Annotated in this window: 17 protein-coding genes; 10 read left to right on the top strand and 7 right to left on the bottom strand. The window is 62.3% G+C overall.

The genetic code is table 11. From position 1 onward, the window contains the following. Positions 1 to 48: 48 nt before the first annotated feature. On the top strand, positions 49 to 939 hold the full coding sequence (locus A7J50_RS17805) for a 1-aminocyclopropane-1-carboxylate deaminase/D-cysteine desulfhydrase (RefSeq protein ID WP_064452999.1): 891 nt from the start codon (positions 49 to 51) through the stop codon (positions 937 to 939). Here the strand turns inward: A7J50_RS17805 and A7J50_RS17800 are convergent. From A7J50_RS17800 to A7J50_RS17790, 3 genes are all read right to left on the bottom strand, one after another. Then, complete coding sequence (locus A7J50_RS17800) at positions 936 to 1481, bottom strand: cytochrome b (protein ID WP_064452998.1); 546 nt, start codon at positions 1479 to 1481, stop codon at positions 936 to 938. The two genes, A7J50_RS17805 and A7J50_RS17800, sit on opposite strands and share 4 nt — an antisense overlap. Before the next feature lie 114 nt (positions 1482 to 1595). Further along, complete coding sequence (gene phnX, locus A7J50_RS17795) at positions 1596 to 2423, bottom strand: phosphonoacetaldehyde hydrolase (RefSeq protein WP_064452997.1); 828 nt, start codon at positions 2421 to 2423, stop codon at positions 1596 to 1598. Further along, complete coding sequence (locus A7J50_RS17790) at positions 2420 to 3547, bottom strand: 2-aminoethylphosphonate--pyruvate transaminase (RefSeq protein ID WP_064452996.1); 1128 nt, start codon at positions 3545 to 3547, stop codon at positions 2420 to 2422. The genes phnX and A7J50_RS17790 overlap by 4 nt, the downstream gene beginning before the upstream one ends. Positions 3548 to 3657: 110 nt before the next feature. Between A7J50_RS17790 and A7J50_RS17785 the strand changes: the two genes are divergently transcribed. Next, complete coding sequence (locus A7J50_RS17785; protein WP_064452995.1) at positions 3658 to 4515, top strand: LysR substrate-binding domain-containing protein; 858 nt, start codon at positions 3658 to 3660, stop codon at positions 4513 to 4515. Between the two features lie 100 nt (positions 4516 to 4615). Next, complete coding sequence (locus tag A7J50_RS17780) at positions 4616 to 5323, top strand: YebC/PmpR family DNA-binding transcriptional regulator (protein WP_064452994.1); 708 nt, start codon at positions 4616 to 4618, stop codon at positions 5321 to 5323. 122 nt (positions 5324 to 5445) lie between these two features. On the opposite strand, the gene A7J50_RS17775 is transcribed toward A7J50_RS17780, so the two are convergent. Next, complete coding sequence (locus A7J50_RS17775) at positions 5446 to 6750, bottom strand: protein kinase (RefSeq protein WP_064454966.1); 1305 nt, start codon at positions 6748 to 6750, stop codon at positions 5446 to 5448. A gap of 39 nt (positions 6751 to 6789) precedes the next feature. Next, positions 6790 to 7884: a cell division protein ZapE gene (gene zapE, locus A7J50_RS17770; protein ID WP_064452993.1), complete on the bottom strand. Its 1095-nt coding sequence runs from the start codon at positions 7882 to 7884 to the stop codon at positions 6790 to 6792. 224 nt (positions 7885 to 8108) lie between these two features. Here zapE and A7J50_RS17765 point away from each other — a divergent pair, with 224 nt between their 5' ends. Genes A7J50_RS17765 through A7J50_RS17735 form a run of 7 tightly spaced genes read left to right on the top strand, consistent with a single transcriptional unit; the run spans position 8109 to position 14451 of the window. Continuing rightward, a complete protein-coding gene (locus A7J50_RS17765) occupies positions 8109 to 8600 on the top strand; it encodes a spore coat U domain-containing protein (protein ID WP_208604473.1) in 492 nt (163 codons plus the stop codon). Then, positions 8594 to 9136 carry a spore coat U domain-containing protein gene (locus A7J50_RS17760; protein ID WP_064452991.1) on the top strand — a complete coding sequence of 181 codons (543 nt, stop codon included), beginning with the start codon at positions 8594 to 8596 and terminating at the stop codon, positions 9134 to 9136. The genes A7J50_RS17765 and A7J50_RS17760 overlap by 7 nt, the downstream gene beginning before the upstream one ends. Before the next feature lie 18 nt (positions 9137 to 9154). Then, positions 9155 to 9688 (top strand): spore coat U domain-containing protein, encoded by a 534-nt coding sequence (locus tag A7J50_RS17755; RefSeq protein ID WP_064454965.1) that lies wholly within the window; start codon positions 9155 to 9157, stop codon positions 9686 to 9688. Positions 9689 to 9693: 5 nt separating this feature from the next. After that, positions 9694 to 10191: a spore coat U domain-containing protein gene (locus A7J50_RS17750; RefSeq protein ID WP_064452990.1), complete on the top strand. Its 498-nt coding sequence runs from the start codon at positions 9694 to 9696 to the stop codon at positions 10189 to 10191. Positions 10192 to 10218: 27 nt separating this feature from the next. Further along, on the top strand, positions 10219 to 11004 hold the full coding sequence (locus A7J50_RS17745; RefSeq protein ID WP_064452989.1) for a molecular chaperone: 786 nt from the start codon (positions 10219 to 10221) through the stop codon (positions 11002 to 11004). A gap of 41 nt (positions 11005 to 11045) precedes the next feature. Further along, the gene (locus A7J50_RS17740) at positions 11046 to 13439 is read left to right on the top strand and encodes a fimbria/pilus outer membrane usher protein (protein WP_064452988.1); all 2394 of its coding nucleotides are present in this window, start codon (positions 11046 to 11048) and stop codon (positions 13437 to 13439) included. 22 nt (positions 13440 to 13461) lie between these two features. Further along, positions 13462 to 14451, top strand: coding sequence for a spore coat U domain-containing protein (locus A7J50_RS17735; protein WP_156526326.1), 990 nt, complete (start codon positions 13462 to 13464; stop codon positions 14449 to 14451). Here the strand turns inward: A7J50_RS17735 and A7J50_RS17730 are convergent. Next, the gene (locus tag A7J50_RS17730) at positions 14448 to 15185 is read right to left on the bottom strand and encodes an anti-sigma factor family protein (protein WP_064452986.1); all 738 of its coding nucleotides are present in this window, start codon (positions 15183 to 15185) and stop codon (positions 14448 to 14450) included. The two genes, A7J50_RS17735 and A7J50_RS17730, sit on opposite strands and share 4 nt — an antisense overlap. Beyond that, complete coding sequence (locus tag A7J50_RS17725; RefSeq protein WP_064452985.1) at positions 15182 to 15688, bottom strand: sigma-70 family RNA polymerase sigma factor; 507 nt, start codon at positions 15686 to 15688, stop codon at positions 15182 to 15184. The genes A7J50_RS17730 and A7J50_RS17725 overlap by 4 nt, the downstream gene beginning before the upstream one ends. Between the last annotated feature and the right edge of the window lie 101 nt (positions 15689 to 15789).

Genomic DNA, 15789 nt, shown 5'->3' with positions numbered 1-15789 from the left:
GGGGGCGGTGCTAGACTACCGCCCCGTTTTTTATTCAGATGCTTGCTAATGGGTCCTTTCGACTGGCTTCCTCGCGCTCCACTTGAACCCTTGCTGCTGGATTGGCTGAACGGGGTCGAGTTGGCCGTGCTGCGGCTGGACCGTATCGACCCACTTATCAGCGGCAACAAGTGGTTCAAGCTCACTCAACATCTGGCCGACGCGCAACAGGCCGGTGCCGCTGGACTCATCAGCCTGGGTGGCGCTCATTCCAACCATCTGCACGCGCTGGCGGCGGCCGGCAAGCGGTTTGATTTCCCCACCGTCGGCCTGTTGCGCGGCCATCCTCAAGACACCCCCACCATCCTTGATCTGAAAGCCTTCGGCATGCAGCTGCACTGGCTGGGTTACGGCGGTTATCGCGCGCGTCATGACGCCGGTTTCTGGCTGCCGTGGCGTGAACAATATCCCCATCTCTATCCCGTGCCCGAGGGCGGCGGCGGACGGGCCGGTGCAATGGGTTGCGGGGTGTTGGTCGAGCAGGCGCGCGAACAACTGAACACGCTCGGTTGGGCTGATTACGACGCATGGTGGTTGGCGGCGGGCACCGGCACCACACTGGCCGGGTTGGCGCTGGCAGAGGCGGGCGTGCATCCGGTGTTCGGTGCCTTGGCGGTACCGGATGATCACGGGGTTGCGCAGAATGTGCAGGCCATCGTGCAGCATGGCTATGAACTGCTGGACGCGAGCCGAGGCGGTTTCGCCAAGGTCGACCCGTTATTGCTCAATTTTATCCAGGCCACGGAGCAGGCATGCGGCCTGCTGCTGGAGCCGCTTTACACCGGCAAGGCCTTGCTGGCATTGAAGCAACAGATCGAGGCGGGACGCTTCGCCCCCGCCACTCGCTTGATCTTCGTGCACACCGGCGGCCTGCAAGGCCGCCGGAGCATGCAGGGTTAGCGCTTGGGCATCATGCGAAACACAGTGTTATCGCGCATGAAGTAATGGTGGTACAGGCCGGCCAAGGCATGCAGGCCGATCAGCCAATAACCGACGGTGCCTCCCAGCTCGTGCCATTCTTTGATCTGCTTGGACAGGTCTTTGTTTTCGCCAATCAAGGGCGGCAACTCGATCCCGTAGAACATCACGGAATGGCCCTGGGCACTCACGATCAGCCAGCCGAAAATCGGCATGCCGATCATGAATACGTACAGCGCCAGATGCATCAGTGTCGCCAGCAACGATTGCCATTGTGGCGGTGCCGGCACGATCTTCGGTGCAACGCCCAAGGTACGGGCAAACAGGCGCAGCCAGACCAGCACAAACACCGTCAGGCCGAACATGTAGTGCATTTCTACAATCAGCGCCCGCCCGCCACTGCCTTTGGGAAAGATCCCGCGAAACTCAATGCAGGCGTAAACCACCGCCAGCAGCACCACCATCAACCAGTGCAGTGCAATCGACATGGTGCTGTAGCGCGTATCGGAATTTTTCCACGGCATCGCTTTCTTCCTCACTCATCAGGGCAAACCTCCGTTCTTTGGCGACGGAGTCCTATTACTGTAAGCCTGTTTTGGCGGGTTTGCCCGGTGCGAATGCCGTTGTATTGACCTCTATCAGTGGCTTTGCGGCATTTCACCGCGGGCCAGGCGCTGGTTGATGTCGCTAATCACCGCCGGCAGGTCGGTAATGGTGTCGATCAGGTAATGCGGGCGCGAGCCTTTGAACATCGCCTCGATACGCTTGCGCTCGCTGGCCAGGGTGTCCTGGTCCAGCGCACGAAACTGTTCGTAGTTCAGGCCCAGGGCATTGCCCGAGCAGGTCAGGGCCACGGTCCACATTCCGGCGCGGCGTCCTTCGAGGATGCCCGGCACGGTGTCATCGACCTTCACGCACGCCGCCACATCGTCAATACCCAGGGCGATCACGTTGGCCAGGGCCTGGGCCGGCCACGGACGGCCGTTGGGCACTTCGTCGGTGGCAACCACGTGGTCGGCGATGTAGCCATTGATAGCGGCCAGGGCGACCACCTTGTCCATGACTTGCTTGGGGTAGCCGGAGCAGGAGCCGATCTTGATGCCTTGAACGCGCAGCCGGGCGAGGGTGTCGAGGGCGCCGGGGATGAGGGCCGAGTGCTCGGCGATCTTCTCGATCTGCAGCGGCATGAAGCGTTGGTAAATGGCAGTGACGTCGTCATCCGTCGGCGTGCGGCCGAAGGCCTTGCGGTAACGCTCGGCTACCTGCGGCTGGTCGCAGAGTGTGCGGATATGGTCCCACTTGCCCATGCCCATCGGGCCGCGGGCTTCGTCGATGGAGACTTGCACGTCGAACTCGGCGAAGGCTTCGACAAAGATCTGCGTGGGGGCGAAGGAGCCGAAGTCGACCACAGTGCCGGCCCAGTCGAGGATCACGGCCTGCAAGGTGGTGGGGTTTTGATAGTTCATAGCTGAGATCCAAAAGATGAAAGGTTGATGTGCATGGCGTGCAGTGCCTGGGCGATGGCCGCGACGGCGGCGCGCATCTCGGCCGTGTCGACATGGCCGATGCAGCCCACGCGAAAGGTGTCTACTTCGGTCAATTTGCCGGGATACAGGATGAAACCCTTGGCCTTGACCCGCTCGTAGAACGCCTTGAACTGGTAACGCGGGTCTTGTGGGGCATGGAAGGTGACGATGATCGGGGCCTGGATCGCCGTGGGCAGGAAACTGCGCAGGCCAAGTTCGGCCATGCCGTCGAGCAATGCCTGGCAGTTACGGGCGTAACGTTGATGGCGCGCGGGCAGGCCGCCTTCCTCAACGTATTGCAGCAGGGCTTCGTGCAGGGCCGCGACCACATGGGTCGGTGGCGTGAAACGCCATTGGCCGGTCTTGGCCATGTAGCTGTGTTGGTCGAACAGGTCCATCGCCAGGGAGTGGCAGTTGCCTTGGGCGGCGGCCAGCGCCTGTTTATCGGCGAACACAAAACCCATGCCTGGCACGCCTTCCAGGCATTTACCTGACGCTGCGATCAGCGCGTCGAACCGCACCTCGCGGGCATCGATCGGCAGCGCGCCGAAGGAACTCATGGCGTCGATGATCAGGCGCTTGCCGTGGTTTTTAACCACGTCGGCGATCTGCGGCAGCGGGTTGAGAATGCCGGTGCTGGTTTCACAGTGGATCAGCGCTACATGGGAAATGGCCGGGTCGGCTTGCAGCAGGCGGTCCACATCGGCGGCGGCGGTGGGTGCATCTTCGGCGGTTTCGAAGGTGCTGAAATCGCGGCCGAGCACTTCGCAAATCCTGGCCAGGCGCTTGCCGTAGGCGCCGTTGATCAGCACCAGTACCTTGCCATCACGCGGGACCAGCGTGCCGATGGCGGCTTCGACCGCGAAGGTGCCGCTGCCTTGCAACGGCACACAGTCATGGCTGTGGCTGGCGTTGAGGATCGCCAGCAGTTGCTCGCACACACTGGCGGTGAGTTGGTTGAAGCGCTCGTCCCATGAACCCCAATCCACCATCATCGCCTGGCGCGTGCGGGCGGACGTGGTCAGTGGGCCGGGTGTGAGCAGGATCGGCGCGGTGCTGGTCATCTGAGGTCCTCGCGGGCATTGGGTTGACTCTAAGGCGCCTAAATTGCAGTTTGGCTTGTCATCAATCAAATTGTTTGTTGTTATGCGAGCTATCAGTGAGGCCGATAGCTATGAATTTGTTCCAACTGCGCGCATTCGATGCCGTGGCCCGTGAGGGCAGTTTTACCCGGGCGGCGGCGCGGCTATTCATCAGCCAGCCGGCGGTGACCGGGCATATCAAGGCGCTGGAAGAGCACTACCAGATCCCGCTGTTGCGCCGTACGGCACGCCGGGTGGAATTGACCGAGGAAGGCACACGCCTGGCGGCGATCACCCGGGCGATCTTCGGCCTGGTGGACGAGGCACAGACCCTGCTGGAGGCCAATCGGCAATTGCTCGCCGGGCGCCTGGAAGTCGCGGCGGACGGCCCACACCTGGTGATGCCGATGATCGCGCGGCTGCGCGCACGCTACCCAGGCATTACCGTCAACCTGCGTCTGGGCAATGCCCAGGAAACCCTGGCGGCGCTGCTGTCGGAGCATGCCGATGTGGCGGTGCTCACCGAGGTGGAGCCGCGCAGTGGCTTGCATCTGCAGCCCCTTGATGAATCGCGGATCTGCGCCTTGGTACCGGCCGGGCACCCTTGGCTGACCGACCCGGCAGGCATTCGCCTGGAGCAATTGCACGACGTGATCATGGTGCTGCGCGAGCCCAGCTCCATCACCCGTCGCACTTTCGACAGCGCTTGCGCGATCGCCGCTGTGCAGCCCAGGGTGTTGCTGGAACTGGACAGCCGCGAGGCCGTCACCGAAGCCGTCGCCGCTGAACTGGGGGTGGGGGTGGTGTCGTCGATGGAGGTCAGCCGTGACCCGCGGGTGCATGCCATTCCCTTGCAGGGCGAGGGGCTGGTGAACCGGCACATGCTCGGTTGCCTGGAGCGACGCCGCTCATTGCGCCTGATCCAGGCGTTTTTCGAGTTGGCGTCTTGACGGTTTTTTGGTGGAACGATGGGTTTTTGCGCTATAAACTCTGCCCCCAAAGCGCCGGCCAGTAGACGTCTCGGCGCGATGGACAGGAAGAGAGTGAGTCATGGGCGCACAGTGGAAAGTCAAACATAAAGAAGCGGCATCCAATGCCAAGGGCAAGATTTTCGGCAAGCTGGTGAAAGAAATCACCATCGCCGCCCGCAACGGTGCCGACACCGCGACCAACGCCCACTTGCGTCTGGTGGTGGAGCAGGCCAAAAAAGCCTCGATGCCCAAGGAAACCCTGGAGCGCGCCATCAAGAAAGGCGCCGGCCTGCTGGGTGAAACCGTGCAGTACCACCGCGTGACGTACGAGGGTTTCGCTCCGCACCAGGTGCCGCTGATCGTCGAATGCGTGACCGACAACATCAACCGTACCGTGGCGGAAATCCGTGTAGCGTTCCGCAAGGGCCAATTGGGCGCATCCGGCTCTGTGGCGTGGGACTTCAACCATGTGGGCCTGATCGAGGCGTCGCCGGACAGCCCTGACGCTGATCCGGAAATGGCCGCCATTGAAGCGGGCGCCCAGGACTTTGAAGACGGCGAAGAAGAAGGCACCACCTTGTTCATCACCGAAACCACCGACCTCGATGCCGTGCAAAAAGCGCTGCCGGAGCAGGGTTTCACCGTGCTGTCGGCCAAGCTGGGCTATATCTCGAAGAACCCGGTGAGCGGGTTGACCGATGAGCAGATGGCCGAAGTCGAAGCCTTCCTGGAAGGCCTGGACAACCACGATGACGTGCAGGATATGTTCGTCGGCCTGGCCGGCTGATTTGTAGCTGAATACATGCAGTAAAAATGTGGGAGCAGGCTTGCTCGCGAATGCAGTGTGTCAGTCGCCAGATCAGCTGACTGACACGCCGCATTCGCGAGCAAGCCCGCTCCCACATTGGTTTAGTGGTTTGGCAGAGACCTCAGCAGCGCTTCGATTTCTTCGAAGCCCGGTCGCGCTAACACATCCGGTTGGCAGCATCGTTTCTGCAGTTCTACCAGTCCCTCGTCGTTGAACTCAGTCTCGATCCGCTCCAACAACTCCCCAAGCAACACCCCAAACGCGCGCACTTCGATGCGCTGCAATGCCCTGGTTTCCAGGGTGTCCGCCGTGGCATGGAACGACGCCGCGCCAAAGTCCCCGAGCAAGCAATCGCCTGCTGCATTCCACAGAATATTGTGGCCGTACAAATCGCCATGGGTGATGCCGTGCCGGTGCAAGTGCGCCGCCACCGAGGCGATGCCACGCGCCATGCGCAAGGCCACATCGACGCTGAAGCGAGTCGTGGGCTCGTAGATATCGCGCGTGCAGGACGCCAGGCTCGGCAATGCCGCGAGGTTGCGGTAGCTCGGGTCGATCAGGTCCATGACCAGCGCGGCTTGATTATCAGGGTGACCTTTGATGCGGCCTTCTACCTTGATCAGGTTGGGGTGCAACCCGGCAGCGATGCAGGCCTGCATTTCATGCAGCGGTGAACCGTCGCTGGTGATCGTGCCTTTGTACAGTTTTACCGCGACAGGCAAGGCTTGCGGCTTCCACAACGCTTTGCGAATGATCCCCGAGGCGCCTTCGCCCAGCACTTCGCCCAGGTCCAGTTCTGACCAGGGAATGTTCGGCGTCACGTCATCAGCGGCCACGTCCACCGCCATTTCCACCGGGTTACCGGCATAGGCCAGCCACGTCAGGCTTGGCAGCGTCAGCAGCCATTCCGGCAGTTGGGTCAGACGGTTGGAAGCGATGCGTATCAGCTCCAGGTTTTTGCAGTTGGCCAGGCTCTCCGGCAGGTGCGCCAGATGGTTGCCGGCCAGCATCAGTTTTTGCAGCAACGGCCGCTCGCCCAATTCGCTGGGAAGTTGGCTGATGCAGTTGTCGGTGAGGATCAGCCAGCGCAATTGCGGCGGCAGCGCGGCGGCGGGTACATGGCTGATCTGGTTGGCCTTGAAGCCGATCATGCTCAACTTGGCGCACTGGCCCAGGCATTCGGGCAGTTCGGTAAAGGCGTTGTCCGAGCAGAACAGCACCCGCAAGTGCGACAGGCGATGCAGGTCGTCCGGCAGGCTGCTCAGGGCGTTACCCGTGAGGTTGAGGATTTCCAGGGTGTCGGCCAGCTCGAAGATTTCTTGCGGGAATTCGGTCAGCCCGCAGGCCAGGTCCAGGCGCTTGGTACCGGCCAATTGGCCAGTCTTGAGTTGGTCGAGGGTATTCATGAACGGCGCGGTCACTCGGCAATAGGGTGTAAAAGGCGCTCATGATACCGGGTCGGGCGCACGTTGCGGGCAGACGGTTTGCAATTGGTTCAGGCGGCTGGCGGTGCGGGCGAGGTCGATGGCCTGGCCTTCCAGAGATTCGGTCAACGGCTGTTGGCCGATCAGGGTCAGGCGTTTGTCCTGGTCGTAGAGCACGTCTACCAGGTTGATAAAACGCTGCTGCACAGCAATTGGACACTCTGCCAGTTGCGGCAGGCCATCGATAACCCAGTGGTCGAAGTCCGCGCATAGCAGCAGGTAGTCCATGACCGCCGTGAGCTGTTCGCACAGGTCGTTGAAGGTGAACACGATAGTGCGCGCCTGATGGCTGCGGCACACGAGCTGCCGGTTGCCGACCCTCAGGGCGTGTGCCGGGCCCTGTGTGGCGGGCAGCCCGAGCGCTTCACGCTGGGCGACGGTACCCGGCCATACATACTGGCCGCCGGTAAAACGCTGCTCGGCATGGGCCTGGGGCAGGCTGCGAAAGTCCTGGGGTGAACTGACTTCCAGCACCTCCATACGCGCCGCGATCAGGTCAATTACCGGCTTGAACCGCTCGTGGTACAGCGGATTGGGCAGCAACCCTTCGGGCGCATAGTTGGAGGTCACCAGCACCAGCACGCCGCGCTGGAACAAGGCCTTGAACAACCGACTGATGAGCATGGCATCGCCGATGTCGTGGACGTGGAATTCGTCGAAACACAACACCCGGCAACCCGCCAGCAGCTCATTCAGGGTGGCGGCCAGGGCGTCGTCATGCTCACGGTGCTTGAACATGCCCCGGTGCAGGCGGGCAAAAAAAGTGTGGAAGTGCACGCGCTGTTTTTCGGCAATCGGCAGCGCCTGGAAAAAGCCATCCAGCAGCCAGCTTTTGCCACGCCCCACGGGGCCATACAGGTAAAGGCTACGGGTGGGCTGCCCGGCAAGCAGGTGCTGGGTCTCGCGGGCGAGGGCGGTGATTGCCCGGGTTTGGCCGGCACTGAGGATATAGCCCTGCTGCTCGGCCTTTTTCTGAAAAAACCTCGGGATCGGGGACGCGTTCGGGGTATCTGTTTTTTTACCGAGCAGACGCTGAATCAAGGAAAGCACAGCCAATGCGGTTCACTCTGTATTTCTGTGGTCCCTTACTTTAGGGCGCCCGCCGTGATTTGACCAATAGAGAACGGCGCCGCCAGCTATCTCGAAAAAGCATGGCGGGCGGGTAAACCTGAGCGAACTGGCGGTTTATCGTTAAATGACTAATCTCATACACAGTTGTCACCCCTGTATAAGGAATTGGGGCTGTGAAGGGACGAGCAGTATTGGCAGTAATGGGCGCCATGCTCTGTAACACGTTGTACGCTGCGCAACTTCAGGTTGAGGTGCGCATCGACGTGCAGCGAGGTTGCCAGCTGGTGGGAACCACCCGCAGTGCTGGCATCGAGCAACTTGGCGTACTGGATTTCGGCAGCGGCCCGCGTCTAGACGACCCGGCCGGTCCCCTGAGTGCGGCCCTGATCAGCCAGCGCCAGCCGCGTCTTGAATGCAACCCTGATACACCTTATCAAGTGCGCGTGGATGGTGGCCTGCATGGCGGCACCGGCGAAGTGCGCTACCTGACCAGCGCCACGTCTTCCACCCAACCCATTCCCTATCGTCTCTACGCCGACGCCGCGCGGCGTATCCCCTTGCCCGTGAATGAGCCACTGAGCGGCCGCGTGCCGGATTCCGGCAGCGTCGATCTGCCGTTGTATGGCCGCATTGAATCGCTCAAGGACATTCCTGCCGTCGGTCGCTACACCGACCTGCTCAAGGTCACGGTCACATGGTAAGCCGGGGCTGGGCCCTTGTGGCGATGGGCGGCCTGTTGCTGCTGGCCGACGACGTCCAGGCGGCTGTCAGCGGGCAGATCCACGCACGCCTGGTGATCACTGCCAGTTGCCAGGTGAGCAAAGGCATTGAGAGCGCACCGGTCAGCCCTTCGGGCGGCGGCGCATTGCTCGACTTCGGCAGCCAGGGCCCGACGTGGAGCAACCCGTTGGGCGCCGCTGTGACTGACGGCGCCAGTGCGCCGCTGTCGGTGTCGTGCAACCCGTCGGTGGTCAGCAGCTTCACGGTGACGATTGACGGTGGCGCCCACGGTGACGGCACCACGCGACGCCTGAGCAACGGGCGCCAGACCATTGCATATCGGCTGTCCGCTGATGCGCGGGGCCAAAGCGCCTACAGCATCGGCCAACAACGCAATTTCGTCGTGACCAAGGGCACGCAAGTACCGATCCCGGTATTCGGCTCGGTGGTGGCGAATACCAGGGCCCTACCGGCCGGCATCTACACAGACACCCTGACGGTGACTCTGGATTGGTAAATCATGAGGATGAACATCATGCATGCACTCGTATCGAAAGCAGTTTTTCCATTGATCGCGCTGGTGTGGGTGTCGGGCGCGCAGGCGGCCACCGTGGCCGGCACCGTGAGCGCGACCCTGGTGCTGACCAGCAGTTGCCAGGTCAATGGCGCGGCGGCGACCGGCGGGATGAGCTTCGGTAACTTGAACTTCGGTACGGCCAATAGCCTGTTCACCGAAGCCGACGGCCAGGTGTTGGGCGGAGGTGGTGGGGCGTTGTCGATTCTGTGCTCGGCAGGTACCTCGCCGACGTTGACGGTGTCTGCCGGTGCCAATGACGGCAAGTCCACAGGCGGCGCGCGGGCCCTGTATGACGGCGTCGCCAACTACGTGCCCTACGATCTCTACACCGACAGTGGTCATTCGAATTTGCTGGCAATCGGTGGGGTGATCAACCTGGCGCCCAGTACCGGTGTGGCTCAAGCCGTGAACATTTACGGCAAGGCCAATGGTAAGGCGGGACTGCCAGCCGGTACTTACACCGACACGGTTAACGTGACCCTGACGTTCTGAGTGCCATGAGCCGGGCAGCGTGGGCGGTGGTGGTGTGCATAGGCTGGGGAATGCCGGTGTCGCTGCAGGCGGTGACGAGCCAGTCGTTCCAGGTCAGCGCGACCATCACCCCCGGCTGCCTGGTGGTCGGGGGCGGCACTAATTACGGCAGCCTGGCGTTCGGCACGTATTCGGCACTGGCAACCAGCACGGCGTCCGTCGCGCTGACCGGCGGCGTGACCCTGCAATGTACGCCGGGGGTTGCGCTGAGCATGACGGTTGATGGCGGTTTGCATAACAACAGCGGGCGCCGCATGCAGCTCACTAGCGGCAGTGCTCAGGTGGCCTATCAGCTGTTTCGGGACGCGGCCTTCAGCCAGAGCCTTGGGATCAGCCAAAGCGTCAGCGTGGCCTACAGCAATGCCGCGAGTATCACCTTGCCAATTTATGGGCGAGTGCAGTTACCGGGTAATCAGCCTGGGGGGACGTACAGCGACACGTTGCAGGTGCAACTGTCGTGGTAAAGCGATTGGCAATGAGGAGTAAGACCTATGTATTCAGCTTCCCGGCACTGGTGGGCAGCAGGTTTGAGCGGGTTGTTGGCGTTAGCGGCGGGGCAGGCCCAGGCGGCCAGTTCGGTGCTGATCTGGCCGATTGATCCGGTGTTGGAGGCTGATCAACAGGCCAGCGCACTGTGGCTGGAAAATCGCGGCACGGAGACCGCCAACCTGCAAATCCGCGTGTTTGCCTGGTCCCAGAGCGGCTTCGATGAGCAGTACCAGAACCAGCGCGACGTGATCGGCAGCCCGCCGGTGGCGAAAATCGAACCGGGCCAGAAGCAATTGGTGCGCTTGACCCGTACCAAACAAGTGCCACCGGGCCAGGAGCTGGCCTATCGCATCATCATCGATGAGATCCCCTCGGCCACCCCTGCGCCGGCCCCTGCGGATGGCAAGACCGCCGCCGCGATCCGCTTCCAGATGCGTTATTCGGTGCCCTTGTTCGCCTATGGCCCAGGCCTTTGGAGCAAGGTTGACGGTACGCGCGATCGCGACCCCAAGAGCGCCGGCAAACCTGACTTGAGCTGGAAGAAAGTCACGGTGGGCGGGCGCAACTACGTCGAAATGCGCAACCAGGGCGCCGTTCACGCGCGCTTGACCGATGCCACATTCAAGCAGGGCGGCCAACCTCGTCCGCTGGTGGAAGGCTTGATGGGGTATGTACTGCCGGGTGCGACCATGCGCTGGCCAGTGCCGGATGGACTGCCGGCCGATCAGCCGCTGCAGGTACGAGTCAATGGTGCAACGCAATTGGAGAGCCTTGCGCCGGGGCGGTAAAGCAGTGTGGTAGGGCACGGAATAGCCCTTGATGTTAACGGATGGAGACGTCCATTGATGGACACAAAGCCTTGGTGAGCCACGATCGGGCTCGATGTCTATGGCGATCGGTGTGGGTGGTGAGTGGCCTCTGCGGGCTGGTGCTTGCGCCGCCGGGCGCCGCCGCGCCGTTGCCGCCCCCTCCCAGCAGTATGGAGGCTGTTGCCGATGCACAGTTATTCCTGGAACTGGTGGTCAACCAGAGGGACACCGGCCGCGTGGTCGCCGTCAATCAGCGCGCCGGGCAGCTGTTTTTGCCGGCGTCGGTGTTGCAGGAAGTCGGCATGAAACTGCCGGGTGAGGTCCCCGCCGAGGTGGCGCTGGAAAATCTGCCAGGCCTGCACACCGATTACGACAGCCAGGGCCAGCGCCTGATGCTCACGGTGCCGCCTGCCTGGTTGCCGGAGCAGTTTATCGGCAGTCGTGACAATTACCCGCGTACCCAGGCGCTGACCAGTTTCGGGGCGTTGCTCAACTACGACGCCTACCTCAACGATACGGATGACGCGGGCACCTATCTCGGCATCTTCAACGAAGTCAGGCTGTTCGATACCTGGGGCACCTTGTCCAATACCGGCCAGTACCGCACCACTATTGGCCGGGAGACCGTTGGCAGCAGTCTGGACAATGGCTATCGGCGTTATGACACTACCTGGCGATTCTCCGACGATGAACGCCTGTTGACCTATGAAGCGGGCGACGTCATCAGCGGTGCCTTGCCCTGGAGCACCTCGGTGCGCCTGGGCGGGGTGCAAGTGTCGCGGGACTTTGCAGTGCGCCCGGACCTGGTCACCTACCCCTTGCCGCAGTTTGCCGGGGAGGCGGCTGTGCCGTCGTCGGTGGACTTGTTTATCAATGGTTATAAGTCCAGCAGCGCCGATCTGCAGCCTGGCCCCTACACCCTCACCAACGTGCCGTTTATCAACGGCGCCGGGGAGGCGGTGGTGGTCACCACCGATACGCTGGGTCGGCAGGTCTCGACCACGGTGCCGTTCTATGTCACCAGTACCCTGTTGCAAAAGGGCTTGTCAGACTTCTCGGTGGCGGCCGGTAACCTGCGCCGCGATTACACCGTGCGTGATTTCGGCTACGGCCCCGGCGTGGCCAGCGGCACCTTTCGTTACGGGCTGTCGGACGCGTTTACCCTGGAAAGCCACGCCGAAGCCTCCAATGACCTGACCCTGGGTGGTGTGGGCGGCAACCTTCGCGTCGGCAACTTCGGCGTGCTCAATACGGCCATCAGCCAAAGCCAGTATGACGGCGGGACAGGCCAGCAACTGAGCCTGGGCTACCAATACAGCAACCAGCATTACAGCCTGTCGTATCAGCGCGTGGAGCGGCGCGATCAATATGCTGACCTGAGCCTGATCGACACCCCCTACGCCAGCCTCAGCAAGCGCAGCCAGCAGGCGACGTTGAGCCTTAACCTCAACGAGTTCGGCAGCCTGGGCGTGGGCTATTTTGATGTGCAGGCGGCCGACAACTCTCGCACCCGCCTGGTGAACATGACCTGGAGCAAGCCGCTGTGGCGCAACAGCAGTTTTTACCTGTCCGCCAACCATGAAGTCGGTGACAGCAGCTGGGCGGTGCAGGCCCAAGTGGTGGTTCCCTTCGACGTCTACGGCAGTCTCAGCCTGGGCACTGAGCGCAGTAAAACCGGGCAAAGCCAGCAGCGGGTCAATTACAGCCGCGCGGTACCTGCCGAGGGTGGCGTGGGCTTCAACCTGGGTTACGCCAGCGGCGATGGGCCGGCCTATCGTCAGGCTGACCTGACCTGGCGCCTGCAGTCGGTGCAGTTGCAGGCGGGTGTGTATGGCAGCAGCGACGCGCAAACCCGTTGGGCGGACGCTACCGGGTCGCTGGTGTGGATGGACAACCAAGTGTTCGCCGCCAACCGCGTCAACGATGCGTTTGTGGTGGTGAGTACGGATGGCGTGGGTGGCGTGCCGGTGCGCTACGAAAATCAGGTCGTGGGCGAAACCGATCGCAACGGCCACCTGTTGGTGCCGTGGACCAGTGCCTACTACCGCGCCAAATACGAGATCGACCCGCTGAACCTGCCGTCCAACGTGCAAGTGCCGAATGTGGAGCAACGGGTTGCCGTGCGCCGGGGCAGCGGCTACTTGCTTGAGTTTCCGGTGCGTCGGGTGCTCGCGGCGAGCATCACGCTGGTCGATGCCCAGCATCAGGATTTGCCCCTGGGCAGCCAGGTACGCCATGAGCAAAGCGGTGCACTGGCGGTGGTGGGTTGGGACGGCCTGGTGTACCTGGAAAACCTGGTGGCCCATAACACCTTGCAAGTCACGGTGGGCGACGGCCAGACCTGCCAGGCAACGTTCGAGCTGGATACCACGCAAGAGCAAGTGCCGCTGATCGGGCCACTGGTGTGCCAATGACATAAGGAGTGTGCGAGTGCGAGTGAGGGTCAAGGAATGGCTGTTGGTGTGGCTGCTATTGGCGAGCCTGGGTGTGTCGGCGCAGGTGCAGGCCGTGTGTTCGGTGGTCGCCACCGTGCCGGCCAGCTTTGGCACGACGGTAAGTTCGATGACTGTGCGCACCACGTCCCAGCCCAGCTCAACGACCAACGCCGGCTTGAGCTGTACCCCGGCGGTGCTGTCGGTATTGGCTTCCAGCGACCATTTCTACGCGACCGTTACCGGTTCGTCGCAGGGCGGTTTAGTTGGGCCGACCGGTGATGTCATCAGCTATACCATCTACGCCAACAACACCGCGTCGTTTCCGATGACTCGCGGTACCGCGTTCGATTTTGGCGGCAGTGGCGGCATTGCCGCGTCCCTGGGGCTGGTGTTTGGGCCCGGCACAAAAACCGTTCCGCTGTACTTCGCTACCACCGTTGGCAGCAACGTGGCGGCGGGTGTGTACAGCGAGACGCTGAGCATTTTCTGGAACTGGAACTATTGCTCGGGCATTGGCATTGGCGGGATCTGCCTGGGCCGCGAGATCAACAGCGGAACGACCACGCTGAACGTCAGCATGACCGTGGTCAATGACTGCCAGATCACCACGCCGCCGATCGCATTCGGCAGTGCCCCGGTGGTCAGTGCCTTCGCCACGGTCACCGGGCAGGCCAGCATTGCCTGCACCAAGGGCAGTGCCTACACCGTAGGGCTCAGCGATGGGCAGAACCCGCTCAGTGTGGGCGGCCGTCGGCAGATGGTTTCTGGCAGTAATTTTCTCGCCTATGACATTTTCCAGGGAGCGGGCTCCACCCGCTGGGGTAGCGTGGGCGCAGCGCGGCGGGCCAGCGCCTCGGCAGAGATCAACCCGGGCAACGGCTTGGGCACCGGCAGTCAGGTATTCAACTACAACGCGAAAATCTACACCGACCAGGCCACACCGCCGGGTGGCACCTACCTCGACAACGTGGTGCTGGACGTGGGCTTCTAGAACTTCAACATCTGCGTGGCGGGCTGATCCACCGGGCTGACCATCGCATAGTTGTACCCGGCGCCGGACCAGTATTCGGCTTGCAAGCCATCGGCGCTGCGGCTGCCACGGGGCAGGAAGCCGTTGTCCGGGCCCGGCGGGCGAATATAGAAGCTGATGCGGCGACCTGTCGGGTCTTCGTACAGCACCATGGCTGCCGCGCCTTGGTCCGTGGTGAGCAGGCGCCCGCTCACCGGTTTGAAACCGGACTGGCTCAAGTCCGGCAGGCGATGCGCCTGGTTGAAATAACGGTCCAGCCACGCCTGCATGGTGCCGCCATCCTGCGTCTTGTAGTCGGCGGGCATGATGCCGTCCTGGGCAAACAGGCGGTAAGCCTGCATGGCATCGGCCATCGGCAACATCGGCGGTTGAGTGGCTTCGCGGGCATGCCATCCCCCCACGCCGCCGAGGCTGACGGCGATCAGCAACACGGCTGCGGTGGCGAAGTGGCGACGGGACTGATGCTTGATGCGTAGGCGAATCAGTGCCGGGTCCAGGTCGGGGTTGGCCGGTTGTTGCAAGGCCCCGCTCAGTGACGCACGCAGCAGGTGCGCATCCTGCTGCCAGGCCTGTACCTGAGCGGCGATGTCGGGGTGCGCCGCCAAGTAGGTTTCAAGCACGCGACGGTCGCTCTCCAACAGTTGGTGGTCGACGTAGGCATGCAAATCGCGTTCGCTGGGGGGCAGGCTGATCATTTGAGTATCCGCAGGGAAGGGCTGGCAATTTCGCCATCGCTGAGTTGACGCAAGGCTTGGCGCGCCCGGGACAGGCGCGACATGACGGTGCCCACAGGCACCTCCAGGATATTGGCAACTTCCTTGTAGCTTAAGCCTTCGACCGACACCCACAGCAGCAGGGCGCGTTGTTCGGTGTTGAGTCGGTCGAAGGCTTGCAGGGTCGATTGGGCCATCACCGTGCGCTCCACCGAGGGCTGTGCGTCGTCACGGCCGGTGAAGAATTCGAGCATGCGCGCATAGCGCCGACTGCGGCGGTGGGTGTCGAGGAACTGCCGGTAGAGGATCGAGAACAGCCAGGCGCGAAGGTCGCCTTCGAGGCGTTTATCGGCCCAACTGATGATCGCCCGTTCCAGGGTCGACTGCACCAGATCGTCTGCGCTGCTGGCGTTACGCGTCAGTGACACGGCAAAACGCCGCATTCTGGGGATGAGTTCACGTAACTGTTCGTCGAGTTCATGCATGGGGGTCTGGCTGGTCGCTACGCTGGGACTAGAGAGACGTCCGGCGTTGAGGGTTATTCCCGGTTCCGAAAAATAAACCCGGAACCCGGGAATAGAGCTGA

Source organism: Pseudomonas antarctica (assembly GCF_001647715.1).
Lineage (GTDB): Bacteria > Pseudomonadota > Gammaproteobacteria > Pseudomonadales > Pseudomonadaceae > Aquipseudomonas > Aquipseudomonas antarctica_A.
This window is presented reverse-complemented; position numbering and strand designations above follow the sequence as displayed.